The sequence below is a fragment of the Brevibacillus fortis genome (assembly GCF_046196545.1).
In the GTDB taxonomy this organism is placed as follows: domain Bacteria; phylum Bacillota; class Bacilli; order Brevibacillales; family Brevibacillaceae; genus Brevibacillus; species Brevibacillus fortis_A.
Map to the genome: position 1 here is coordinate 5,488,964 of NZ_CP176370.1, position 23,173 is coordinate 5,512,136.

The 23,173-nt window shown below is 46.8% G+C and carries 24 protein-coding genes and 1 riboswitch; of the genes, 5 read left to right on the top strand and 19 right to left on the bottom strand.

The genetic code is table 11. The annotated features are described in order from the left end of the window. Positions 1-81: 81 nt before the first annotated feature. Positions 82-579: a DUF3574 domain-containing protein gene (locus tag ACKKE8_RS26745; protein WP_409175683.1), complete on the bottom strand. Its 498-nt coding sequence runs from the start codon at positions 577-579 to the stop codon at positions 82-84. A gap of 258 nt (positions 580-837) precedes the next feature. On the opposite strand from ACKKE8_RS26745, the gene ACKKE8_RS26750 reads away from it, so the two are divergent. Then, complete coding sequence (locus ACKKE8_RS26750) at positions 838-1,227, top strand: cupredoxin domain-containing protein (protein ID WP_047073184.1); 390 nt, start codon at positions 838-840, stop codon at positions 1,225-1,227. Here ACKKE8_RS26750 and ACKKE8_RS26755 read toward each other — a convergent pair. The 3 genes from ACKKE8_RS26755 to panE all read right to left on the bottom strand — a co-directional run bounded on the left by ACKKE8_RS26755 (position 1,217) and on the right by panE (position 4,437). Further along, positions 1,217-2,437, bottom strand: coding sequence for an MFS transporter (locus ACKKE8_RS26755; RefSeq protein WP_409175684.1), 1,221 nt, complete (start codon positions 2,435-2,437; stop codon positions 1,217-1,219). The two genes, ACKKE8_RS26750 and ACKKE8_RS26755, sit on opposite strands and share 11 nt — an antisense overlap. A 69-nt stretch (positions 2,438-2,506) precedes the next feature. After that, positions 2,507-3,442 (bottom strand): 4-hydroxy-3-methylbut-2-enyl diphosphate reductase, encoded by a 936-nt coding sequence (locus tag ACKKE8_RS26760; protein WP_048034646.1) that lies wholly within the window; start codon positions 3,440-3,442, stop codon positions 2,507-2,509. Positions 3,443-3,507: 65 nt separating this feature from the next. Next, positions 3,508-4,437 carry a 2-dehydropantoate 2-reductase gene (gene panE, locus ACKKE8_RS26765; RefSeq protein WP_409175685.1) on the bottom strand — a complete coding sequence of 310 codons (930 nt, stop codon included), beginning with the start codon at positions 4,435-4,437 and terminating at the stop codon, positions 3,508-3,510. Positions 4,438-4,663: 226 nt separating this feature from the next. Here panE and glnA point away from each other — a divergent pair, with 226 nt between their 5' ends. Then, positions 4,664-6,082, top strand: coding sequence for a type I glutamate--ammonia ligase (glnA, locus tag ACKKE8_RS26770; RefSeq protein ID WP_409179205.1), 1,419 nt, complete (start codon positions 4,664-4,666; stop codon positions 6,080-6,082). A gap of 120 nt (positions 6,083-6,202) precedes the next feature. Then, complete coding sequence (locus ACKKE8_RS26775) at positions 6,203-6,910, top strand: L,D-transpeptidase family protein (protein ID WP_409175686.1); 708 nt, start codon at positions 6,203-6,205, stop codon at positions 6,908-6,910. A 393-nt stretch (positions 6,911-7,303) separates the two neighbouring features. Here ACKKE8_RS26775 and ACKKE8_RS26780 read toward each other — a convergent pair whose 3' ends face one another. From ACKKE8_RS26780 to ACKKE8_RS26795, 4 genes are all read right to left on the bottom strand, one after another. After that, positions 7,304-7,390 (bottom strand): YjcZ family sporulation protein, encoded by an 87-nt coding sequence (locus tag ACKKE8_RS26780; protein WP_409179206.1) that lies wholly within the window; start codon positions 7,388-7,390, stop codon positions 7,304-7,306. A gap of 115 nt (positions 7,391-7,505) precedes the next feature. Further along, positions 7,506-7,937, bottom strand: a complete 432-nt coding sequence (locus ACKKE8_RS26785) for a hypothetical protein (protein WP_409179207.1) — start codon at positions 7,935-7,937, stop codon at positions 7,506-7,508. A gap of 179 nt (positions 7,938-8,116) precedes the next feature. Further along, entirely contained in the window at positions 8,117-8,671 is a 555-nt protein-coding gene (locus ACKKE8_RS26790) for a delta-aminolevulinic acid dehydratase (RefSeq protein WP_409175687.1), read from the bottom strand. A gap of 219 nt (positions 8,672-8,890) precedes the next feature. Continuing rightward, complete coding sequence (locus ACKKE8_RS26795; protein WP_409175688.1) at positions 8,891-9,385, bottom strand: hypothetical protein; 495 nt, start codon at positions 9,383-9,385, stop codon at positions 8,891-8,893. A gap of 198 nt (positions 9,386-9,583) precedes the next feature. Here ACKKE8_RS26795 and ACKKE8_RS26800 point away from each other — a divergent pair, with 198 nt between their 5' ends. Continuing rightward, positions 9,584-10,045 (top strand): DIP1984 family protein, encoded by a 462-nt coding sequence (locus tag ACKKE8_RS26800; protein WP_048034652.1) that lies wholly within the window; start codon positions 9,584-9,586, stop codon positions 10,043-10,045. Positions 10,046-10,328: 283 nt separating this feature from the next. Here the strand turns inward: ACKKE8_RS26800 and ACKKE8_RS26805 are convergent, their stop codons facing one another. The 6 genes from ACKKE8_RS26805 to ACKKE8_RS26830 all read right to left on the bottom strand — a co-directional run bounded on the left by ACKKE8_RS26805 (position 10,329) and on the right by ACKKE8_RS26830 (position 14,795). After that, on the bottom strand, positions 10,329-10,493 hold the full coding sequence (locus ACKKE8_RS26805) for a hypothetical protein (RefSeq protein ID WP_409175689.1): 165 nt from the start codon (positions 10,491-10,493) through the stop codon (positions 10,329-10,331). Positions 10,494-10,548: 55 nt separating this feature from the next. Further along, on the bottom strand, positions 10,549-11,397 hold the full coding sequence (locus ACKKE8_RS26810; RefSeq protein WP_409175690.1) for an energy-coupling factor ABC transporter ATP-binding protein: 849 nt from the start codon (positions 11,395-11,397) through the stop codon (positions 10,549-10,551). Next, positions 11,394-12,191 carry a cobalt ECF transporter T component CbiQ gene (cbiQ, locus tag ACKKE8_RS26815; protein ID WP_409175691.1) on the bottom strand — a complete coding sequence of 266 codons (798 nt, stop codon included), beginning with the start codon at positions 12,189-12,191 and terminating at the stop codon, positions 11,394-11,396. Before cbiQ ends, ACKKE8_RS26810 begins: the two co-directional genes overlap by 4 nt. After that, positions 12,188-12,472: an energy-coupling factor ABC transporter substrate-binding protein gene (locus ACKKE8_RS26820; RefSeq protein ID WP_409175692.1), complete on the bottom strand. Its 285-nt coding sequence runs from the start codon at positions 12,470-12,472 to the stop codon at positions 12,188-12,190. The genes cbiQ and ACKKE8_RS26820 overlap by 4 nt, the downstream gene beginning before the upstream one ends. Beyond that, positions 12,469-13,233: an energy-coupling factor ABC transporter permease gene (locus tag ACKKE8_RS26825; protein WP_409175693.1), complete on the bottom strand. Its 765-nt coding sequence runs from the start codon at positions 13,231-13,233 to the stop codon at positions 12,469-12,471. Before ACKKE8_RS26825 ends, ACKKE8_RS26820 begins: the two co-directional genes overlap by 4 nt. A gap of 143 nt (positions 13,234-13,376) precedes the next feature. Further along, positions 13,377-13,571: riboswitch (cobalamin riboswitch) on the bottom strand. A gap of 132 nt (positions 13,572-13,703) precedes the next feature. Continuing rightward, on the bottom strand, positions 13,704-14,795 hold the full coding sequence (locus ACKKE8_RS26830) for a quinone-dependent dihydroorotate dehydrogenase (protein WP_409175694.1): 1,092 nt from the start codon (positions 14,793-14,795) through the stop codon (positions 13,704-13,706). 176 nt (positions 14,796-14,971) lie between these two features. Between ACKKE8_RS26830 and ACKKE8_RS26835 the strand changes: the two genes are divergently transcribed. Continuing rightward, positions 14,972-15,487, top strand: a complete 516-nt coding sequence (locus tag ACKKE8_RS26835) for a GerAB/ArcD/ProY family transporter (RefSeq protein WP_409175695.1) — start codon at positions 14,972-14,974, stop codon at positions 15,485-15,487. A gap of 943 nt (positions 15,488-16,430) precedes the next feature. Here the strand turns inward: ACKKE8_RS26835 and ACKKE8_RS26840 are convergent. The 5 genes from ACKKE8_RS26840 to ACKKE8_RS26860 all read right to left on the bottom strand — a co-directional run bounded on the left by ACKKE8_RS26840 (position 16,431) and on the right by ACKKE8_RS26860 (position 23,074). Beyond that, on the bottom strand, positions 16,431-17,273 hold the full coding sequence (locus ACKKE8_RS26840) for a PRD domain-containing protein (RefSeq protein WP_409175696.1): 843 nt from the start codon (positions 17,271-17,273) through the stop codon (positions 16,431-16,433). Positions 17,274-17,444: 171 nt separating this feature from the next. After that, on the bottom strand, positions 17,445-18,824 hold the full coding sequence (locus ACKKE8_RS26845) for a sucrose-specific PTS transporter subunit IIBC (RefSeq protein WP_409175697.1): 1,380 nt from the start codon (positions 18,822-18,824) through the stop codon (positions 17,445-17,447). Positions 18,825-18,994: 170 nt separating this feature from the next. Further along, entirely contained in the window at positions 18,995-20,296 is a 1,302-nt protein-coding gene (locus ACKKE8_RS26850; protein WP_409175698.1) for a glycoside hydrolase family 68 protein, read from the bottom strand. Positions 20,297-20,377: 81 nt separating this feature from the next. Further along, on the bottom strand, positions 20,378-21,718 hold the full coding sequence (locus ACKKE8_RS26855) for a glycoside hydrolase family 68 protein (protein WP_409175699.1): 1,341 nt from the start codon (positions 21,716-21,718) through the stop codon (positions 20,378-20,380). A 33-nt stretch (positions 21,719-21,751) separates the two neighbouring features. Beyond that, positions 21,752-23,074, bottom strand: coding sequence for a glycoside hydrolase family 68 protein (locus tag ACKKE8_RS26860; RefSeq protein ID WP_409175700.1), 1,323 nt, complete (start codon positions 23,072-23,074; stop codon positions 21,752-21,754). Between the last annotated feature and the right edge of the window lie 99 nt (positions 23,075-23,173).

Genomic DNA, 23,173 nt, shown 5'->3' on the forward strand with positions numbered 1-23,173 from the left:
TAAGCCTCTCCATTGTGTAAAGATAATCGCATATCGTCCAAATACTTGCACTGTTGGTCCGTTAATTGGCTCTTCCATCCTTTATTCAATGAAGTACATTTTCCCATCCACTTCGAGCGAAATAGCGGATTGCGTCATATCCTTTTTCAATTGTTTGGCGTAGGCTACAACTTCATCCAACGCCTGATTGTCGAGTTTTTCGGCAAAGCTGTAAACGATAGTGACTTTCTCCTTGATCAGTTTTTTGTTATCGTCTACCCATCCACCCGTTCCGCTAATGGCAGTCGCTCCTCCAAAAAGGTTTGAAAATTTCGTCAATGACTGATCGACGTATTTTGCATGAACTTCATCTGTAACCGGGGTGCTTCCGTTCACCGTAGATGGGACATAGATTTTGACAACGTGGCTCAAGTGGAATTGGCTTTGCAAGGCACTATTGTCAGTTTTTGATGCCGCCTCAGTAGTTGTTGCTGCATTCGTAGAAGCAAGAGCTTGGAGAGGATTTGTTGCAGATTGCAGGGAGAGTACAAGCAGTGCGGCCATACACAATCCGATCATGCCAGTAACGATTTTTTTCATTCGCTTTTCAACCCCTTCATGAATTGGATATAAAAACCAAGTTCCATTGTAATGTAGCGCAACACGTAAATGAATCCATCCGAAGACATGGGCTTGCTCATTGGAATTAGTAGGCTAGCCCTAAACGAGACACTCCTCATGTAAGCGGTCTAGCAATTGACTTCATTCGAATAGAGAAAAGTTGTTTATCCCTTTCAATCCGGGGACAGGATAATAGTAACTTCCCATGCTATGGTCCTCAAAGGAGTTGAAAGCAAAATGTCTCGTCACTGGTATCGGCAGCTTCGTTATCCAATCATCGCTCTGGCTGTGACATTAACGCTACTTTGGACACATCATCACCATCGCCTGCCCGCTTCGTACGCTGTTGCGACGCGGACACATACCGTTACGATTTCTAGCGCTGGCTTTTTGCCCAATCAATTGACTGCACACGAAGGAGAGCGAGTCTCGTTGATGATCGTCAACACCGATACACGCCCTCACAATCTATCCATTCGTGATCTGAACCTTACATCCACAGAATTGAAGCCGACTCAATCGACTCTCTTGCAGTTTTCAGCCGCCAAACGTGGTCGGTATCATTTCGTATCAGACGCACCTGGCTATCCGGAAACAGGCTTCCAAGGCATGCTCGTCATTGACTAGCTTGCACTTCTTCGTCTGGTGAGATTTGCTTCCACCGTCCGAATTTTATCATGAGCAGAGGAATGATCCCGATCGCGGTGATGATTCCAAAAAACAAATAAATGGCTAGCACCGAAAACGAATCCTTGATCCACCCTGCTACCAAATTGCAAAACATCGTACCAAGCCCGCCTCCTACTGAAAAGAAGATGGCCAACGCCGTCACCTGAAGGGATGCGGGCGTATTTTCGCGCACAAATTGGGCTGCTGTCGCCAAATAAAAGCCTACTGAAATCCCTTGCACAAAGAACATAGCAATCACGGCAGTGGTACTCGGAGCAGAGCTATACCAGAACCAACGCATCGCGCAAAAAATCGCAGATAGCAGTAGCGTCAACTCCAGTCCCCACCTGCGGACAATATAACCCGCCAGCTTCATAAAAGGAGCCTCACTGCCTGCAAACAACAAGAAGGCAAGACCGATTCCGGCAATGGTCCCTCCGATATCCTGATAAAACAGGGAAAACCAAATATTATTGGCATTTACAGAGCCCATCATGCAGAACGATGAGATCAAAAACAACGCAAATCGCGGAATTCGCGCCAAATCCCTGATCCCCGCAAGCATACTGACACGAAATCCCGAAGCCTCTGTCACTTCTTCCGGAACCTTCTGAAGAAACAGAATGGCAATCAGAAACGCCAAGCAAAACGAGTAAAAAAGAACATGTGGCCCCCACTGCTCGACGAGAAGCCCCGTAATGAATGCCGCTAGTGCAAAGCCGATGGCTCCCCACAAGCGAATGTCGCCGAACTGCATGCCATGTCCCTTGGCATAACCCAGAGCCAAGCTATCTGAGATAGGAACGACGGCACTTTGAAAAAACGACAACAGGATGTAAAGCAAAAATACGTAGGCAAAGGTGGAGACACCCGTAAAGAGAAGTCCCACCAAGCCGGTGATCATTAATGTCAGAATCAGCACAGTTTTGCGAATTTGATAGCGATCACAGATCATACCCCACATCGGCTGTGCCACAATAGATACAATTGGCGCAACTGCACTGATGAGCCCAATTTGGGTCCCCGTTAAATGGATGGATTCGTAGTATTGCGTAATTAACGGAGCAAAAGAGCCAAGCCCGTAGTAAATAAAAAGATAAAGGGCGCAAAGACTTACGAATCTGCCTTTTGCGCCCCCCAGCCTTATACCGGAAAGTGATTCTGGCATATAACTCTCCTAATTTTGAGGTTAATTAACCGTGTAAGAAAACATAACACAGAGCCATGCCTACCTTATTTATTTTACCGTTGGCAATATTTTCGCCATGTTGACGGTACGTTTTTTCTCCCATGTAGCCGGATTGAATTCATCGAACTGCTCCAGGAAGGAGATGACTTCCTTCGTCAATGGAGTCGGCGTCGAAGCTCCAGAAGTAACCGCCACATTTTTCTTTCCACGCAGCCATTCAATGTCCAGCTCAGATAAATCAGCAATTCGATACGACGGAACATTCGCGATTTCTTCCGATACCTGTGCCAAACGATTGGAGTTGTTACTACGCGGATCGCCCACAACGAGGCACAAATCCGCCTCTCCTACTTGCTCCGCTACAGCTTCCTGACGAACCTGTGTAGCAAGACAAATTTCATTATGCACTTCCACGCCTGGAAAACGCTGAAGAATGGCGTCCATCAGATGTTTGACATCCCATTGGCTCATCGTCGTCTGGTTCGTTACGATTAGCTTGTCTGTGGGCAGATCAAGCGCGTCCAGCTCTTCCAGCTTTTGAACCAGGTGTACGTGATCCGGCGCGATCCCCATAGCACCCTCTGGCTCTGGATGTCCTTTTTTCCCAATATAGAGCACATGATAGCCTTCTGCTACTTTTTCACGGATCAAATCATGTGTCTTCGTTACATCCGGGCAAGTCGCGTCGACGACGGTCAAGCCTTTATCGCGTGCTTTCTTGCGCACCTCAGGAGACACGCCATGGGCAGTGAAGATGACCGTTCCTTCATGGACCTGATCCAAGAGAGCCAGTCGATCCTCTCCATCCAATGTTTTTATCCCTTGTTTTTCAAACGCCTCGACGACGTGAGCATTGTGCACGATCATGCCCAAGATATGAATCGGGCGGGGCAAGTCAAAGTTTTGCGCTGTTCGCAGTGCCAAGACCATGGCATCCACTACACCGTAACAATATCCACGGGGGGAAATCTTGATGACTTCCATCTTTACCCCTCCTACTTTTTATAATGCGTGAGCGAAAGACATTTCATTTCACCCCGTATTATACCTTATTTGTCTCCTGCACGCTTCTGTTCGTAAACCTTCAGATTATTGTAGACAACTTTTAAGAGCGGCGTGGACAAGCCTTTTTGTTCCGCTCGCTCCAAGAGATAGCCTTGAAGATGATCCGCTTCCACTGGAAGACCTTTTTCCATATCACGCAGCATGGACGATTTCGTTTGAGGACGCTGATTTTGGAAAGTCTCCATCTGCTTGTCGACGATATCCGGCTTGATTGGTGCCTCCAAGGCGTTCATGACAGATGCGATTTCCTCAGCGAGCTGACGCGTCAACTCTACGCCCCAAGCCGATTCCCGGATAGGACCGACAGCGGAATTCATCAATGTAGTAATACCGGAAAACGTCGAAATAAACAAGTATTTGTGCCAGGCTTCCCGTTGGATATTTGCGCTTGCACGCATCGTTCCATTGATCTTGGAAAATGCTTGCTCGATTCGCTCTACACGCTCGCTTTTTCCGCCTTCCCACTCACCGAAAACCGTATCATGAATAGGACTTGTCTGCACGACATCTCCGTCAGCATTCAGCGTCGTCTCAATGAAACAAAGACCCCCGAGAACGCGCTCCCGGCCAAAACGATCCCACAACCGTTCCATATGCGCAATTCCATTCAATAGCGGAATGACGACCGTGTCCTCGCCTACGTACGGAGCGATGGCATCGACGCTATCTTCCAGCGTGTAAGCTTTGTTGGACAAAAGCACAACATCAAAAGGTCCTGCTTCCTCACCTGCTTGAATCAGTTGTGGCTGTTCCAAAAGCAAATCCCCATGAATGCTTTGAATGCGCAAGCCTCGCTCCTGCAGCTGTTTGTATCTACGTTCGCGCACAAGAAACGTTACATCTACCCCCGATTCAACCAGTCTGCCACCAAAATAACCGCCAATGCCCCCCGCTCCCAGTACGAGAACCTTCATCTAATATCGCCTCCGCGTTTATAAGTCATGGTTTGTATACATTTTATTAAAAAGTAACCATTTTCTAAACCCCACAATATAATGTTAGAAAACCTAACAATAAACGTAAGAAAACCTCTTGACGAACAATGAGAATTGTCGATATAATTCGGAATATAGAAACCAAGTAAAAACCGAACGTTAACAATGAATTCATAACTTTAATTCGTGAATGGAGTGAAACATGTTGGATATGAAAACAGTCTTGTCCACAATTGACGCAGAAAAAGTGGAATATGTAGATTTTCGCATCGTTGACCTGCTCGGCCGCCAACACCATGTCACAGTTCCTGCCTACGCGGTAGATGAAGGAACATTCCGCAATGGCGTTGCATTTGACGGTTCCAGTCTAATCGGCTACAAGTCCATTGAAGAAAGCGACATGGTAGCGATGCCCGATCCGGCAACCGCCTTCATCGATCCATTCGTAGAAGCCAAAACCATGAATATCATCTGCAACATCGTCAATCCAGACAACACCGTCTACACACGCGATCCTCGCGGCATTGCCCTCAAGGCCGAAGCCTATCTGCAACAGTCCGGCCTCGCTACCGCCGCTTACTTTGGTCCAGAATCCGAGTTCTTCCTCTTTGACAACGTACGCTATGCGTCTGGTCCGTCCGGCTCCTTTTTTCACATCGATTCAGAAGAAGCTTTCTGGAACACAGGTAAAGAAGGACAAAACCTCGGCTACAAAGTACGCAACAAGGGCGGATACTTCCCTGTTCAACCAACCGACTCCCAAATGGATATCCGCAATGAAATGTGTACGTTGATGACGAAATGCGGCTTGTATGTGGAGCGCCATCACCATGAAGTGGCAACAGCCGGTCAAGGTGAGATCAATTTCCGCTTCGATACACTGACTCGTACAGCAGACAATTTATTGCTGTTCAAATACATTGTGCGCAACGTAGCTGCCAAACACGGCAAAACTGCTACCTTCATGCCAAAACCAATCGTTGGAGACAACGGATCTGGGATGCATGTTCACCAAAGCTTGTTTAACGGCGATACCCCGTTGTTCTATGAGCAAGGCGGTTACGCAAACCTAAGTGAGACTGCGCTGCACTACATTGGCGGCATTTTGCACCACGCCCCTGCACTGATCGCCTTGACGAACCCAAGCACCAACTCGTTCAAACGTCTGGTTCCTGGCTACGAAGCACCCGTGAATTTGGTCTTCTCCAAGGGAAATCGCTCTGCTGCCGTTCGGATTCCGATTGCTGCCGTTACGCCAAAAGCGTCCCGCATTGAGTTCCGCACCCCAGACTCTACTGCTAACCCGTACTTGGCTTTTGCTGCCATGCTGATGGCTGGCCTCGATGGCATCAAGCGCAAGCTCGACCCGCGTGAACTGGGCTTTGGACCATTGGATAAAAACATCTACGACTTGTCCGATGCGGAAAAGCACGAAATCAAGAGCGCTCCCGCCTCTCTCGCAGAAGCACTTGTCGCACTTGAACAAGACCATGACTTCTTGCTCGCAGGAGATGTCTTCACAAAAGAAGTAATTGAGGGCTGGATTGCACAAAAACGCGGTGAGATTGAGCAAGTTGAGCGGACTGTGAATCCGAAAGAGTATGAGCTGTATTACGACCTATAAGTTGCAGGAAGAAGCCCTTCTCTTTGAGGAGGGCTTTCATATGCGTTCGAATAAAAGGCGACTCCCCATCACAAATTAAAAGCGTATTGCGAAAAACAGATGATGGGATGCGTATTGATTATGTTAATTCAAAAGTTAACTCGCTCTCTCATACAAGGTTCTGTCATTATCCTTCTGACCATAAGCATTTCAGCCACTATCGGTCAGAAGATGGCTTACGCCGATCACTCGTTACCAATCATAAGCGAACAAGGTATTTATTCAATTGAGGTCAATCCGAGAAAACATCAGCTGATCATCCGGAAGCACGGGAAAGTATTGAAAACCTATGTGGTTGCAGTTGGTAATCCTTCTACACCGACACCAGTTGGAGAATACAAAATCATATTCAAAGGAAAAGATTGGGGACCCTCATTCGGTCCGAGATGGTTAGGTTTAAACGTCCCATGGGGAATTTATGGCATCCACGGCACAAACAAGCCACACTCCATCGGACAGCATTTGAGCCATGGTTGTATCCGTATGCGAAACAACGACGTCATCGAATTATTCAGGATGGTTCCACTCGGAACTAAAGTAACGATTTATGGTCATGTACTGGGCGACCCAAGCCATGATCCTAGAAAGTTAGCGGAAGGCGACGTTGGTGGAGATGTGCAGCTCATCCAATCTCGATTGAAGAGCGCTGGTTATTTTCACGGGGTATGCGATGGCAAGTTTCGATCCTCGACAACTACAGCTCTAAAGAAATTTCAACGGGATCGAAAATTAACACCGAACGGGGTTGTATCAAGCAAGGTCTATGAAGAGCTGGGATTAGTAGAATAAATCCCGTCAAGGTTCGTGAATCGATTACGTCATCCTTCTAAATAGATTCCCAATCCCATTCGTTCCTTGGAAAGTTTTGAATACCTCGTTGGCTACGCGTACTCCATCGAGGATTGTCCCTATATCAAGATTTAGATTAGAAAGCCGTGGTGGTCGAGACTCTCTTCTCGTCCTACGGCTTGTTTTTGACCACTCTTGATAATACTGCCCGAGGGATTCAGGATTCTTCTGCAGCTTTCTGATCGAGACCTTTTTTGATTTTAGCCAATCTGCAAATTCAGGGGTAAAACCATTCATTTGTCTAGCCACTTTTCACTCTCACCTCGTTTCGGAAATGAATAATGCAAAGGGATTGTATGTCCCTTTGCATCACTCTTTTGTTAAACCCATTTCTTAATCCCAAGAACATCCGACAATCACAAGCAAAACAAACAGAACCAGGATCAGAGCAAAGTCATCAAAGTCATTAAAGAAACCCATTCTGCCTCCCCCTTTCCTTCGACACACTACTGTATGCACTGCGCGGATACTTCGCCTGTACCATGACCTATAAAGGCAAAAAGGGCGCAAGCATTTGCCTGCGCCTTTTTTCACCCTATTGCAATCCGAATTGCGATTTCACTTGCAAAATCCCGCCTCGGAAAGAAAAATTCGCATTTGCTCCAATCGTCCCTTCTCCCTCATACATGTAGACGATCGTGTGTCCTTCCTCTCCTGCTTTACCAACCTCAGCGAGCAGTTCGCCTTCCCCGCCCACTATTTTTTTTACTTCCTCAAAGCTCATCCCATTTTCAATCTGTTCAAATTCACTCTTCGTGATCGTTGCTTTCTCTGTCGACGCAGTAGTAGTCGCTTCTGCCGCAGTTGTTGCTGGGGTAGCTGGTGTTGCTGGTGTTGCTGACGCGGTTGCCTCAGGTGCTGGAGCCTTACCACTTGGCGTTGCTGGCGAAGGTGCTACCGTACCCGTTGATTGCCCAGAGCTACATCCAGCCAACATTATGGCGAAAGCCACTATGAAAAAAGCCATTTTTTTCAAGGAAATACCCCCTATTATTGAAATGAATTTCCCCTACCATAATCCAAAATAAGACTACCAACAAGAATAACAACCTGACAATTCTCGACAAAAATGAATGATACACCTAAAACTTCAACGGGCATAAGAATGCAAAAAGAGCCTCGTACAAGGCTCCCTTTGCGTTGCCATTACTCTTTTACATAAAGCTGATACATCTCGGTTTCTTCATCCGTTGCTTTTGCGATTCGAAAAGCTTCTTCCACGCTTTTCTTGTTTTGAATTACCTCGTAGAAAAAGCGCAGTGCGAACATCAGCGCAGAATTTCCGTCCGGGTAATCATCTGGCCCTATATACGTATGGCAACCACTGTCTAGAAAGGCCTTCGCCAATTTCGGATCACCGAGCGAGCATCCGTTACCTAACACAATTTTTCCATCCAGCTTGGCAAAACGTCTAACGTCTTCAGGACCAAAATCACCCTTTGGTTCCCCTTCCTCGTAAACGTCCTCGCCCAGCTCTGGCATGATCAGGCTTCCCTCATCGCCATGGAAATTCAGAACAATCATGTCGGTATTTGAGTAGAGATCGCTGCCATTCAATACATCAATCAAGTCGCTTGGTCGACCAATCCAGTACGTAAAGACTCGAGCTCCAAAATACTCAAGTGTATTCCGGATTGCTTGGCTATCCAGATCCGTATCTGGACCAATTACCAAGGCAACATTCATTTCAGGTTTACTCATCGTGATATTCCTCCATTTTGTTGTAAGTGGTTTTTATTTGTAGGTAGACAAAACCATTTACATGGAGGGGGGCGGGCCAACTGGTGAATGGCAAGACGTTACTTCTTGGTCATCATAAAATAGGTAAACTCCTCTTCAATTGGTAATTTTTAAAATTTAAAGCAGTATATCACTCAGATTCCGGAATGTAAAGATTGTCCGTCTCCCGTTTTGCAGCGATTACGCAAACCCTTTTTTGATTTTGGTCTTCATGTCACGATATAGCTCTCCGTAAGTAATCGCATGCTCGATATGCGAATAGGAAAGCACGGAATCGCCATCCTTGCTCTCGCAGCACGCAAAGAACAAGCTTTCCATCAGATTGTGATTTTCGATGGAATTGGTAATGTGGACGCAATCTTCAATTGAATCATGAGCGTCATGCTTGTAAAAAAGAAATGTCCCTTCTTTGAACGCCCCTTTTTTGTTGGCGTCTTTCCAAATGAGCATGCCCAAGGTAATAAAGTACCCTTCCTGGAAACGGATGACGCCTGTAATGACAGAATTAATCGTGGTCGGAATGATCGCAATCGAGTCATTGAGCTGATTGACGTATTCATACAACGCTTTATTGGATTCTCGAAGATCAGTGATTGGTACATGAAGAAGCTGCTTGTCTCTTAATTTTTCTACGAGTTGCTGAACGCATAGCGTCTTATTCAACGTTGAAATCACAACCTCATCACTTCTCCCATTGTAAGTAAGTGCCTTCTTTACGTTATTCGTGATGAATGGACATATCCCTACAAAATCCGCACAAATCTTCTTACCTTTTCAGCGAAAATCAAATTTTACCATATTTTATTTTTTTCACCACAACCAATCAAACAAACAAGCGTATAAACAATCAGATTGGTATAGGGGGTTACGGTTGTGAAACTCGCGGAAGCGTTAATCATTCGTGCCGATTATCAAAAACGGATCGAACAGTTGGGGCACCGTTTGCATAACAGCGCAAAGGTTCAGGAAGGCGAGCTTCCTCCTGAAAATCCTAACGATCTCTTATCTGAGCTGTATCAGTTGTTTGACCAGCTCGAACGTATTGTTCAGCAAATCAATCGGACCAATGCGTCTTGCCGCTTTAACGAAACAATGACGCTCTCCGATGCGTTAACCAAACGTGATGTTCTCGGTTCAAAACGCAATGAGCTGGCCGACCTGATCAAAGCAGCTACAGTCAAGCATGATCGCTACAGCCGTTCGGAGGTCAAGATTTGCTCGACTGTTAATATTGCCCAGTTGCAAAAGCAAGTCGACGAGCTGTCCAAGCAGTACCGGGAACTGGATGCAAGCATTCAACAATTTAACTGGTTAACGGAGCTGCAAGAAACCTGACGTAAGAGACATGGAAGTCGGTAGTCTGTCTGCAAAAAGCGAACACGTCCCCATTCAACAGGGTTAATGTTGAAAACTCATTGGTCGGGTCGAGGGGCAACCCTGAGGGTTCAAATCCCTCTCTCACATAAAACGCCCAGTAATGTGACATGAGTAATGCGTACAAGGTATTGTAACTACCGTGTGTTGATTTTGTCTGACAGACGAGGGTGGGTACGGGGATCATTCCATGTAAAAAAGCCCTTCACGCTATATGTAGCGAGAAGGGCTTTTTGGCGCGAATTTACGCCTTTCCTTTTAAATAATCATCTTTTAGCTTCTTTTCCTGTTCGACGGTGGTCATATCTTTCTCCAATACTTGATACATCAGTTCATCCTTCACATGACGAGAGATTCCTTTTTCCTGATGATTCGGGACAGATGAACTCATGAGAGAGTCTTGTTCCATACTGTGTACCTCCATGGCTTTTTGGGGTTAGCTTGCCCGAAAGCAGCCACTCCATTCACCAAACCCGCTGAACACTGAGCCTCTTTCGCAGATCGTCGACCGAACGTGGAATATTTCCGCCCAACTCTCGCTTCCACTGCTCAGGCAGTGCTTCCCACACATCGACGAGCAACGGCATACCCAGATGAAGACTCTCCAGCATGGCTCTGTTTTCCAATGCCTCCTGCGGATCTCCCGCGAACACAAGCCTTCCTTTATCCATGATGCAAATCCACTCTGCCCATTCAAAGGCAATATCCATATCGTGTGTCGCCATCAAGACAGTCGTTCCTTGCCGATGAATAGCATCGAGCTCCCGCAGCAAATTTTTTGTCTGATAGCGATCCAGATACGCAGTAGGCTCGTCCAATAACAAAAGCTCAGGCTCCATGACCATAACCCCCGCGAGTGCCAAACGCCGTTTTTGTCCCAGGCTCAAATGATGAATCGGAGCTTCTGCCAGCTCTCTCAACCCGAATGCATCCAGCACCTTTTCTACCTTTGCCCGGATTACGTCCGCAGGCAGCTTTTGATTGCATAAACCGTAGGATATATCTTCCGCGACCGTGCTTGCAATCAGCTGATGCTCGGGATCTTGAAAGACCAAGCCTACCTTTTGCGTCATCTCTTGCAGTGCGGCTCGTTTGTAGACAAGCGGCTTCCCCTTCCACAGTACCTGTCCCTGCTGTGGCTCGATGATCCCGTTTCCGTGCAAGAACAAGGTCGACTTTCCACAGCCATTTCGTCCCAAAAGGACACATTTTTTTCCCTCTGGAATCCATAAGGACAGCCCGGACAGGACGGGTCCCCGCCCTCCCGGATACGTGTACTGCAAATCGATGAACTCCAACAACCGTGATGTCATAACCACCAACCTCCTGTCCACCACTCAAGCAGTACCAGCAGCATACAGCCTGCGATTGACTCCCACTCATAGCGTCGCGAACGAGCATGGGTATGAAACGAGAGCACCTGCATGCTCTCCCCGAAGCCTCTAGCCGCCATTCCTTTGTTCAAGGCTTCGTACTTGCGCATCGCTCTGACAAACAATTGCGCAACAAGAACCCCTGCATCCCGAAGCGTCGCCAGGAAGCCGCGATGACCTCCGCGCGAACGTTGGGCAATCCAGAGCTGGTGAGAAATCGTTATCAACACAAAAATAAACCGATACATAATCATTAATAAGTCAGTCACAAGGACGGGCATACGAAGTCGGCGAAGCACCTGCAAGATTTCGGCAAACGGCACGGTAAACAAAATGAAAGCAAAGCAAGATAAGCTCGCCATGGTTCGCCAAAATAAGATCCAAACTTTACTGAATGATGTCGTCGGCACATAGAGCACATACGAACCCAACTCCCATGCTGCCGCGACCTGGACCTGTACTTCTCCTGCTCGCGCTCCTTCTACCATTAGGGCAGGGAGCCCCGCCACGAAAAACGAGAGCGACACCATCATAAAGGCACAGTAGATACGGACAGGAATCCGTGCATACACCACTACCCATACCGTCATCCAGACAACGACGGCCATCTGCATCCATACATGTCCCACTGAGACGAGCAGTAACAATGCACTCGCCAGCAATAGCTTATGAGCTGGCGGCAGCCGTTTCAGCCTGTTTTGATAAGAGAGAGAATCAAGCTGCAGCCCGTTCATTTTTTCCGCTTATCCAACCGACCTTTGTACAAGCCCACAGCGTAGCCAACCACTCCCGCTCCCAACGCCGCCTGCACCGCAAACAAGAGACTCTCCGTCTCTCCCCCTGGCGGCTCTATCAGCGGCTGGAACCACGGTTCGTAGTTCGGAGCGATTTCCTTGATCGCTTCCTCTGCCGCACCGTCTGCGCCACCAAATTCCGAATCCTGCACCAGCAACAGCGGGACAATCGCCAGTACGATTACCCCCAAGAGTAAAAGCCAGTTCCATCCTTTTTTCACAGCGATTCCTCCCGTTTGAGCAAACGAAGCTGTGTAAGCTCTTTTGCGTTGTAAGATAACAACCAGTTCCAAACAAGAACGGTCAACAGCCCTTCACTGATTGCGAGCGGTACTTGCGTGAATGCAAAAATTCCTGCGAATTTGGCAAACGAGGCCAACACTCCACCAGATTCAGCTGGGAATGCGAGTGCCAATTGAATCGAAGTCACCACATAGGTAGCGAGGTCAGCCAAGGCAGCCGCCGCAAAAACAGCCAGACGCTGGCTTCCACCCACTTTCATGATCATCTGATAGATTCCGTATGCCACCAGTGGTCCTACTACTGCCATGGATACAGCATTTGCCCCTAGCGTAGTCAAACCTCCATGTGCCAAAAGCAAGGCTTGAAACAAGAGCACCATACTCCCTAACACTGACATCGCAAAAGGCCCAAACATAATGGCGCCAAGCCCCGTTCCAGTCGGGTGAGAGCTGCTGCCTGTAACCGAAGGGATTTTCAGTGCAGATAAAACAAAGGCAAACGCTCCTGCAACACCAATAAGGAGCTTCATTTCGGGATGTTCTTTGACAATCTTGTTAATCGAGCGAAGCCCAAGAATAAAAAATGGCAAGAAGACAGCCCACCAAAATAAGGCCCAGGATAATGGCAAATACCCTTCCATGATGTGCATCGCATGTCCTGTCTCTGGTTCATTGAGCAGGAAATACAGGACAAAGCCCGCGATCATCAGACAAGTAGATACGAGACGAGATCGATTCATGTTCATTCCTCCTTCACTGACTTTCGTTCTTTTCCTACAAACAAAAAAATCCCATCCATCAATGGACGAGATGTGCACACAAAACAACAGACTGATCACACAGCCTCATTGCCTCGTATTCACCGCTCCTTTCCGCGAAGGTTTTGTGGGTGTGGCTACTAGGTAGGTCTCCTGGCTTCCAGATCCATGCGCTCTTTGTCCTTCCCCATACGAAAATGAGTGGTTTCCTTCTCAAAGAGAGCTCCCTGGTTACAGTGGCGGGACCGCTCGGGACTTTCACCCGATTCCCTGTTACCCTTTATGCGTCACATAAAGGCACCTAACGCCGACAATATGTAATTGACAGACAATTCATGTTTGTCCACATCATTATACCGGATCACTACATAAATCGGAAGAATATAAGCAAAAACGCATAAGCCGATGACCCACTATAAACGGAGCCATCGACCTATGCGTACTTGTTCTATCTATTCTTTTGCGTCTACGCCAATTACTTCACTAATATGTTTAAAACCATCGCGCTGCATGAGCTTGAGCAGTTTTTTGTTGATTTGCTTGGCAATACCTGGGCCCTGATAAATCATCCCGGTATACACCTGAACGAGACTGGCTCCTGCTCGGATTTTCGCGTAGGCGTCTTCGCCGTTATAAATGCCCCCGACACCGATGATTGGTACCTTGTCTCCTACTTCTTGATAAATCTCCTTCACCCAAGCAGTGGAACGCTCCGTAAGAGGTCTTCCGCTCAAGCCGCCCGCTTCCTCGGCAAATCGATGTCCGGAAACCGCCTCGCGTGACAATGTCGTATTGGTAGCGATAATTCCGGCAATGCCTTCTTCTACAGCAGCGTGAACAACATCGCGCATGTGCTCATCCGACATGTCTGGTGCTACCTTTAACAAAATCGGTTTTTTCTTGATGGCACGCGCTTCCATTTCGGTTGCCTTTTCCCTTACAGCCCGCACCAGATGACGCAAGCTCTCTGTTTCCTGCAAGTCACGCAGATTCGGGGTATTCGGAGAGCTAATGTTAATGACGAAATAGTGACCGTATGCATAGAGCATGTCCATACATTTGCTATAGTCGATGGCCGCCTCTTCATTCGGCGTTACTTTGTTTTTCCCAATGTTAATCCCAATCGGAACATCTGAGTATGCGTAATCGACCAAATGCTGGGAAGCCAAATACGCACCGTGATTATTGAAGCCCATTCGGTTAATGACAGCTTGATGTTCCGGCAATCGGAACAAACGCGGCTTCGGATTACCTGGCTGCCCCTGCGGCGTCAACGTCCCGATTTCCACAAACCCAAAACCAAGAGCACCCAACGCATGATAAACTTCGGCATTTTTATCAAACCCGGCTGCAAGTCCGACTGGATTCGGAAACGTCATTCCCCACAGCTTATTCTCCAACCGCTGGTCTTTTACCTGATAGATCATCTTCAGGATGCTTTTGCCTGGAGCAGAATCCTCCACCAGCCTTAAGGCACCAATTGTCTTTTCATGAATCTCTTCCGCATCTTGCTGGAACAGATATTTTCTTATGAGCTGATACATCGGCTGCACTCCTTACTCCGTTTCTACCTTTTTACCTCATAGTAGAATACCATACTTTTTCGGGAGGATGTAACCTTTATACGTGATACATATTTCCAAACAGGCAGGTAAATCCTAACAGCACCACCACGCACAGGGGGACAAGTCTTTCATGAAAGTGGACGGAAAAATCGGGATTGGTCTATGAATGGCTTCAGCAGCGAACAGGAAACATTGTCAGCCATCTTTTGCTCGTCCCGATCATGATCTGTCTGTACATGATGGCGCTAACGAATCTAATCGATACCCAGACATGGACAACCGTCAATTACCTGCCGCGAACACCTGAGTGGGTGACCGCTTTTGCCTTGATGGGCTTATGTGTGCGTGCATCTATTGGGGGAATGACCTCCATTGGAATCACAGCAGGAATCTTGCTGCCCGTAGTGGTCTTGCTCGGATTTTTCGTCGCTTTTGGCAATATTCCTAAAAAGGACTATAGTCTTTTGTTGCCACTTTTCCAGCACGGGTATCGTCCACTTCTTCTCGGGATGCTCTACGTAGGCGGCGGTATTACGGAGTTATTTCTGCTGGTATTGCTCCAGCATCACGTACGTAAGCAATTTCGCCTCGTACACTTTTTGGTCATGCTCGGTATCACGCTTCTGCTGACACTCAGTCATATGCCGTTCTCCTCTTATTATATTTTTTAGTTCCATTATAACATTCTTGATAAATTAAACTCCCTCGCACGTTGCGCACATCGCGCTAACAATCTTATGGGGAAATCCACCTATATACTTCGTAAACATTAACGTTCACCTCATTATGTGTATTAATACCGTAACTAAACTTTATTAGAAAATACAAAATGATGATTCAATTTCATTTCATATTAAAACTTATTATTTATTTTTGAAACCTGTAGTACGTTCAACAGCTGCACTCAATGTGTCATCCAAAACGTGAGCATAGATCCTTGTTGTATCATCATCAATCATCCGATTGCGGGTGCGATGACGATGGAGCATATGACATTTCGGGTTTACGATGCCCCCGAGTTGAAATTAACCATTTATCGTCCTTTAAAAGAGAACGATTCAGTTAAAAAATGGACCTCTTGATGAATGGTGGGTAAAGTCTGTGCCTTCCGTACAGTCGAATTGGTCAAAGGTTATCGCCAAAAGTAAAAAGAAATCCCTTAGTTATAGGAGTTTAACTAAGGGATTTCTGAACTAATCCAGCAAAGTAAATTGTAAATTAACTAAGAATTCTTGAATGTTGAGGGACTCTTGTTCTGCAGAAGATTTAAGGTCTTGTAGTAACGCCCATTGAATACTTGCCGGCTGAATATATATATGGAGAGGTCGCTCTTCAGCATCGATTAAGATAACATTTGTATTTCATTCCCGTAACCGCTATTTTATTGTTTTTCCCTGTGCTGTTTCTTACTGTGATCTTCTCATCATGTTTGTCGATCCACAGATTTTTGAGAAACAAATCAGGCTCCACTATATTTAGAATTTCCCGGGAATGCAGTTATTGGGTACTTGAAAAAAGAACTCGCTTCCTTTAGGGCAAGCGAGTCCTCCTTAAACTCGAGGGTTAAATGTATCCACATGTTATAGGTTATAAGAAAATACGCATTCGTATGGGTTAACCACTCAACACTCTACTATAAATCCTTTGAATCTGCATCGTGATGTAGACCAATTCCATCTCGGGGAACTCAAAATCATATTCTTCTTGCGCAAATTCACCTACTTTTTGTGCACATAAATAAGATTCCTCGTACTGTTCTTTTATGATCTGGGACATTTCCGGTTCTACATCATGGAACGATTCGCCAAACTCTGCCCGTTGTACTGCAAAGCGCAAATGTGTGACTAATCGCTCATACGAAACCGTTTTCTCCTCAATCTTGATTTTCAAGCTGCTTTCGATCAGATCGATCATATCCCGTATCATAGTGGTCATATCCATTGTTTTTGCCATATCCCCCGCGTTTATCCTGGCAGTGTGGATATGCAATGCAATATAACCGACCTCATCTTCGGGAATTTCTATCCCTAGCTTCTCTTTTATCAATGCTTTCGCCCAGCAACCGATCTGAAATTCTTTTGCATACAAAATTTTGATTTCGTTCAGCAAGGTATTTTTAATGACCATTCCCTTCACTAATCTTTCTAGGGCGAAGGACAAGTGGTCGGTCAAAGCGATATGAATATGGTCATGCAAGGTTATCCCTAGTTCTTTTTCCGTATGGGAGATAATTTCCTCAGCCACTTGGATATGTTCTTCAGGCAGTGTTATTAATATCTCTTCGAACTTTCCGTACTCTTGCCATTCATTCATGACAAATACTTTTTCTATCTTTGAAATGTCTACCAGATCATTCTTTTTTTTCTGGAAAGCGATCCCTAAGCCCATAACGATCTTTTCTTCTCCCTGATCCTGGACAACGACCGCGTTGTTATTTAAGATTTTTTTAATTTTCATGGTATCCCTCCTGTCTATCCTCCCGTCACCTTCCCCATTTACTAGGTGAACCATGATGAGAAAAATTACATCTGCGAGGAGTTCCATTACCTTTCATTTTACCGTAACCTTCACCCATAGAACGCATCCAATTTGGACCAGGAAAACCTTCTCCCGGGTCATCAGAATGATTTATTCCTCTTCGGTAAATCTAAGTATCCATGTCGAGGTGAAAGCGGCAGTAACCGCAATAGCTAGACCAATAAGATAATGGACTGCGTTTGATATTCCTAATGGTGTCACAATCGCAAGCATGGGGATTCCAGTTAAGCCATAGGCGTTGGCAACTACGTGACCACCTACGACATATGCCCCGCCTAGCCCCCCTCCAATAGCCGCTCCTATAAATGGGGTGATTAACCTCAAATTGATGCCAAACATCACGGGTTCAATGATGCCAAAAAAGGCCGAAAGAGCAGCAGGTACCGCAATCTTCTTCAGTTTGTCATTTCTCGATTTGAAAAAAACAGCTAATGCAGCTCCACCTTGGGCAACGTTAGCCATGGACCAGATCGGCAGCAAAAAATTGACACCAACCTTCGGATCGGCAAGCAACCCCACCTCAATGGCGTGCAAACTATGATGCAATCCAGTAACGACGAATAGCGCATATAATCCGCCAAACAGGAACCCTGCCACCAATCCAGCATACTGATAAACGTAGTACAAGCTACCAGAAATCATCTCCCCGATCATCATGCCCAAAGGGCCAATCGCTACGAGGGAGACAATCCCGGTAAACGTAATGGTGATAAAGGGGATGAGCAATAAATCTAATGACTGGGGTATGAATTTTCGCAGGACCTTTTCAAACCTACTCATCACGTATACCGACAACAAGATAGGAATGACCGTACCCTGATACCCGATCAACGCGATTTCAAGCCCAAACAGATCCATATATTGCGGGGCGCTTTTCCCCAGCTCCGCAGGATTTAATAAAGAATGGTGGGTTAATATTCCCCCAATCACTGCACCTAAAATGGGATTACTACCAAATTCCCTGGCTGCGCTAAAGCCAATTAATATCGGAAGAATGATGAACGATGAGCTGGAAAACATGGTTAGCATCTTCATCCATGCGCTATCCATCGTGACCCACCCAAAGGCCTCCACCATACCAAGTAGCCCCATGAGCAAACCGCTCGCTACGAGAGCGGGAATAATCGGTAAAAAGATGTTGGATAGTGTCTTTACAAAATAAGTGAATGGATTCATCTTTGCCGTATTCTCCATCCGCTTTTTGGATGGATTTTTCTGTGCGATCTCGATCTCCTCGACAAGTGCCTTGTACACTCGGTTTACTCTGCCGGTCCCAAATATAATTTGGAATTGTCCGCGCCTGGAAAATACCCCTTCTACGCCGTCCATTTTTTCGATGGCTGATATATCCGCCTTTTCTTCATTTCGAAGAAGCAAGCGCAATCGAGAAGCACAGTGGGTAGCGTCAGCAATATTTTCCTCTCCCCCTACCAGAGGCAGCAACTCTTGAACAAACTCTTTTGATTGCATCAGCTTTGCTATCGCCTGTTCCTCCTCTTTTGTATAGCTATGGGAATCAACAACGTCCTGCTTATCATTCCATGAAAACGAAAGAATAATAAATGCATGTCTACAAGAATAAAGACGCTCAGCAACTACTGAACGCCAAAAACTTTCTATTACTATCCTCTCTGTTTTCTCTAACGGAACACGCCTTGCTTTTTCTCATGCAGAATCCTAGTCTGGTCATCCGCAATGGAGAGCTTTAAAGATGGTGCCAGCATTCCACCGAAATGATCCTTTTGATAATCTGGTGTTTGTTCGCCAATTTGCTGGATGTCCTTTCCTTCTACATGGACATAGTTGACAAAGCTAATCACCGTACCGTTTGGCATGACCATCCAAGAGTATGCTTGATACGGATTGTCTTTTGGATTGGCAATCACTAGTCCGCTTCCATTCAGGGGTTTATACCCGCCCAATAAGGACCCGGACACAAAACCGTATAATCCTTCCGGCGCATCGAGACCTGGCGCGAACTTTTCATGGTGGGTTTTTGCAAAAAGATAGTATTGATTGCCTTTTACAATAATGCTTGGACGCTCCAGCTCGTCATTTACACAGTTTGCTTCCAGTAAAGGGGGGAGAGCCTCAAATTCCGTCAGACTGTCAGATGAGGCTTTGGCGATGCCGACACTCGCATTATAAGGTTTTGAACTGTCAGGCTGACAAGCCCGCTCTGGCAAGGTTCCTGCGGAGTTGGCCTCAAATAAAATATATTCTTGTCCGCTCTTTGGATCTTGAAAGAAGTAAGGATCGCGGAAGGCGTAAGAAGATTCACCTTGGTTGGACTGACTTTCTGTTTGATAGTATTCACCATCCGGTTCCAGGATAATTTTGTGTTCAGACCAGTTTTTAAACGCCACAGAGGCATTGGTTGTTACGATATCAGCGGTAGCCGTAGCCAAACGCTGTTCGTATGTGAGTTTTTTTTCATTTTTACGTCCGGTCGCTGTATAAAAGATATGGACTTTTCCATCTTTGTCAATCATGGCAGAGCCTGCCCATTGCCTCGAACCCAATGCTTTTCCGTTATCAAACAAACGGCCGCCCAACTGCCAGCTCTTTCCGTCCTTTGCGTAGAAATAGCGGATTTCCGCCGTATCGTGGCGTTTACCGGGAATCACGTCGCTTGGCACCGTCAGAGCAAAAATAACCTTATGGCCATTGACAACTGCTGGATGGCCATTCCGGTCTTGGAGCGGCCATGTATCCCATACCAGAAAGTCCTCTGTGAGTTCCTCAAGCTCCTCTTTGTTAAGGACAGGTGCTGTATTCTCTTCATTCATCTTTATTTTGCTGACATCTTCACGCGTCCAATCGAATGTAGCTGCGGTTTCTTGGGCGAAGGCGCTTGAACTGATAACCGGGGCTAGAATACCGGAAAAACCGATAACTGCTGCTGACAGCATTTTTCCAGCATTTTTTGTGTTCCAAAACATGTAGATGCAGCCTCCTGTAGTCTTCTTGTTTTTAGAAAAGAATAGAAGGTCAACCGACCACTTTCGGTTGACCATTCTTATTTATTGCTTGATCCAACCTGGTTCGTACTCTTGTTCCAATTTTGTGCGATCGTCTTTGATCGACAGCTTCACTGTTGGAGCCAACGTGCCACCAAAGTGGCTGAATTGGAATTCCGCAGGCTGATTGCCGACATCACCGATGGACATGTTGCCCAGATCGCCAAAATGGGCGAAACCGACCACGTTCAAGTTCGGAAGCACCAACCAGGAATATGCTTGGTATGGATTATCAGCCGGATTGGCCAAGACCAAACCGCTTCCGTTCAGCGGCTTATATCCACCGATCAGCTTGTCTGAAACGAATCCGTACAGTCCGTCCGGTCCGTTGAGTCCATCCGCATACTTATTGATGTGGCTGTCAGTAAACAGATAATACTTTTTATCCTTCACCACAATATGCGGGCGCTCCAATTCTTCATTTACGTAGTTGGCTTCTACGAGCGGAGGAAGCATTTTGATTTTGGAAAAATCGCCGCCTTCCACCTCAGCAATGCCAATGTTACCATTAGCGTGTACGGCACCTGGAGGCACGTTTTGCTGCCCTGCAAACTCAGGGCTTCCGACATATTCCGGTTTCAACTTGCGGTCGGCTGCGGTGCCTCCGGAATTCCCTTCAAACAGCAGGTATTCTTTTTTCGTTTGCGGATCTTTAAACCACATCGGATCGCGGAAAGCGTAACCACCGCCTTCACCCTGCTGTGCTTGTTCTTTGGTCTGATAGTGTTTTCCGTCCGGCTCCAAAATAATGCGGTGATCGCCCCAATTTTCGAATCGGACTCCGCTGTTGTCCGCAACGAGGTCGCCGGTAGCCATGGCCAAACGTTGTTCATAGGTCAGACGCTCTTCGCCTTTGTGTCCGGTTGCGGTGTAGAACGCATGGATTTTGCCGTTATCCATCATGGCCGATCCAGCCCACTGGCGGGAACCGAGCGCGGATCCGCTCGGGAACAGCTCGCCACCCAGCGTCCAATCTTTCCCGTTTTTCGAATAAAAGTAACGGATCGTGGCGATGTCGTGCACTTTGCCCGGCAGCACATCACTCGGTGCGGTAAGCGCGAATATCACTTTCCATCCTTTGATTGATGCTATATTCCCGTCACGGTCCGTTAGTGCCCACGTATCCCACATGTGATAGCCCGGCGCCAATTTCTCCAGTTTGCTGATGTCGGTGTACGGCAAGGTATTGTCTTGATTCAGCTCGATTTTCGATGCCTGCTCGCGGGTCCAGTTGACCGTTTGGTCACCGCCCTCGGCATACGCCGAAAGCGCGGTGAGGCTGGAAGCGACAACGCTTGTTGCCAAAGCCAGCGCGGTCATTGCTTTCTTGTTTTTACTGATCATGTTATTGCCCCTTTCCTTTATGGCTATGCGTGCTTAGCGATTCGGGCCGAACGGCTTGATTTCACCTTGTTTTCCCTCTTTGGTAATTTCCGATTTGTCACCTTCCAGGTTTACCTTCAACGTTGAAGAGAAGGTACCGCCGAATTTCACTTCCCCGTTCTCATCTTTTGGTTCGTTAATGAAGCTGATCACCTGTTGGTTCGGAAGCACCATCCAGGAATACGCTTGGTAACCGTTTTCCGCTGGATTCCCGATAACCAAGCCGCTGCCGTTCATCGGTTTGTAATCACTTCGCAGACCCTTCCCGACAAAACCGTATACGCCGTCTGGACCGGTCAAGCCAGGTGCGTAGGTGAAGGTATGGCTGATCGTGAACAGGTAATAATCATCGCCATTCACCACGACATGCGGACGTTCCATCTGATGGTTGGCCCCAACTGATTCGAGCAGCGGAGGCAGCAGTTTCAATTTGGTGATGTCGTGGTCAAGCACTTCCGCGATACCGATATTTCCGTTGTACAATTCCGCGCCTGCCGGAACCGAATGGGTTTTACGGTATTCTTCGTCTCCGATGTTTTCCGGCTTCAAAGAATAGCCACCGCCGGCCTGGCCTTCGAAAATAATGTACTCTTTGCCAGTGTTCGGATCTTGGAAGAAGAACGGATCACGGAACGCCGTGATGATATTACCTTTGAACTGATCAATCGTTTCGTAGTACTTGCCGTCTGCTTCAAGAATGATCTTGTGTTCACCTTCGTTCGTGAGATGCACGCCATTTTTGTCGGCGCCGATATCGAACGTAGTCTTGGCGATGCGTTGTTCAGCCGTTTGAACCCATCTCGATTCATCCCACTTGTTTTTATCTCCGGTTGCCGTGTAGAAGAGATGCACTTTGCCGTTCTCGTCCAACATTGCTGTTCCAGCCCATTGCATATGACCTAACGCTTTGTCTTTGTTATAGGGAATGCCGGCGTATGTCCAGTCTTTGCCGTTTTTCGAGTAGAACATTCCGATGCTTGCTTGCGTATGACGTTCACCCCAACCCAGAGAGCGCGGAGCAACCAAGGCGAAAGCGATTCTGTAACCTTTGACAGTTGCAAGGGAACCGTCTCTGTTCTGCAGGGGCCATGTGTCCCAAACCCATTGGTCCGGTGCGACGAGCTTGAAATCCAAATCGACCGGTGGAGCGGTTGTCTCTTTCGTGAGAGCAACTTTTTCCGCTTGCTGGCGCGACCAAATCGAAGTGTGATCATCACTGACTTCGGCTGCTAATGCTGGGATGGCTGCAAGAAAACTGGCAGCGATCGCTGTGGATAAAGCTAGATTCCTAAACTTAGGTTTGCTGGATTTTCTCATTTTCTTAAATCCTCCCTTTACATCATGAATTGCAGCAAAGTTACCTATTATGAGAATATTGAGAGATTGAAAACTCTCCTCTTCTCCATTGACAGGACA

Excerpts from the sequence above, each read along its gene's own strand:
- ACKKE8_RS26745 (WP_409175683.1), bottom strand. The coding sequence starts at position 579 with ATGAAAAAAATCGTTACTGGCATGATCGGATTGTGTATGGCCGCACTG.
- ACKKE8_RS26750 (WP_047073184.1), top strand. The coding sequence starts at position 838 with ATGTCTCGTCACTGGTATCGGCAGCTTCGTTATCCAATCATCGCTCTG.
- ACKKE8_RS26755 (WP_409175684.1), bottom strand. The coding sequence starts at position 2,437 with ATGCCAGAATCACTTTCCGGTATAAGGCTGGGGGGCGCAAAAGGCAGA.
- ACKKE8_RS26760 (WP_048034646.1), bottom strand. The coding sequence starts at position 3,442 with ATGGAAGTCATCAAGATTTCCCCCCGTGGATATTGTTACGGTGTAGTG.
- panE (WP_409175685.1), bottom strand. The coding sequence starts at position 4,437 with ATGAAGGTTCTCGTACTGGGAGCGGGGGGCATTGGCGGTTATTTTGGT.
- ACKKE8_RS26775 (WP_409175686.1), top strand. The coding sequence starts at position 6,203 with ATGTTAATTCAAAAGTTAACTCGCTCTCTCATACAAGGTTCTGTCATT.
- ACKKE8_RS26780 (WP_409179206.1), bottom strand. The coding sequence starts at position 7,390 with ATGGGTTTCTTTAATGACTTTGATGACTTTGCTCTGATCCTGGTTCTG.
- ACKKE8_RS26785 (WP_409179207.1), bottom strand. The coding sequence starts at position 7,937 with ATGGCTTTTTTCATAGTGGCTTTCGCCATAATGTTGGCTGGATGTAGC.
- ACKKE8_RS26790 (WP_409175687.1), bottom strand. The coding sequence starts at position 8,671 with ATGAGTAAACCTGAAATGAATGTTGCCTTGGTAATTGGTCCAGATACG.
- ACKKE8_RS26805 (WP_409175689.1), bottom strand. The coding sequence starts at position 10,493 with ATGGAACAAGACTCTCTCATGAGTTCATCTGTCCCGAATCATCAGGAA.
- ACKKE8_RS26810 (WP_409175690.1), bottom strand. The coding sequence starts at position 11,397 with ATGACATCACGGTTGTTGGAGTTCATCGATTTGCAGTACACGTATCCG.
- cbiQ (WP_409175691.1), bottom strand. The coding sequence starts at position 12,191 with ATGAACGGGCTGCAGCTTGATTCTCTCTCTTATCAAAACAGGCTGAAA.
- ACKKE8_RS26825 (WP_409175693.1), bottom strand. The coding sequence starts at position 13,233 with ATGAATCGATCTCGTCTCGTATCTACTTGTCTGATGATCGCGGGCTTT.
- ACKKE8_RS26830 (WP_409175694.1), bottom strand. The coding sequence starts at position 14,795 with ATGTATCAGCTCATAAGAAAATATCTGTTCCAGCAAGATGCGGAAGAG.
- ACKKE8_RS26840 (WP_409175696.1), bottom strand. The coding sequence starts at position 17,273 with ATGAAAATTAAAAAAATCTTAAATAACAACGCGGTCGTTGTCCAGGAT.
- ACKKE8_RS26845 (WP_409175697.1), bottom strand. The coding sequence starts at position 18,824 with ATGCAATCAAAAGAGTTTGTTCAAGAGTTGCTGCCTCTGGTAGGGGGA.
- ACKKE8_RS26850 (WP_409175698.1), bottom strand. The coding sequence starts at position 20,296 with ATGTTTTGGAACACAAAAAATGCTGGAAAAATGCTGTCAGCAGCAGTT.
- ACKKE8_RS26855 (WP_409175699.1), bottom strand. The coding sequence starts at position 21,718 with ATGATCAGTAAAAACAAGAAAGCAATGACCGCGCTGGCTTTGGCAACA.
- ACKKE8_RS26860 (WP_409175700.1), bottom strand. The coding sequence starts at position 23,074 with ATGAGAAAATCCAGCAAACCTAAGTTTAGGAATCTAGCTTTATCCACA.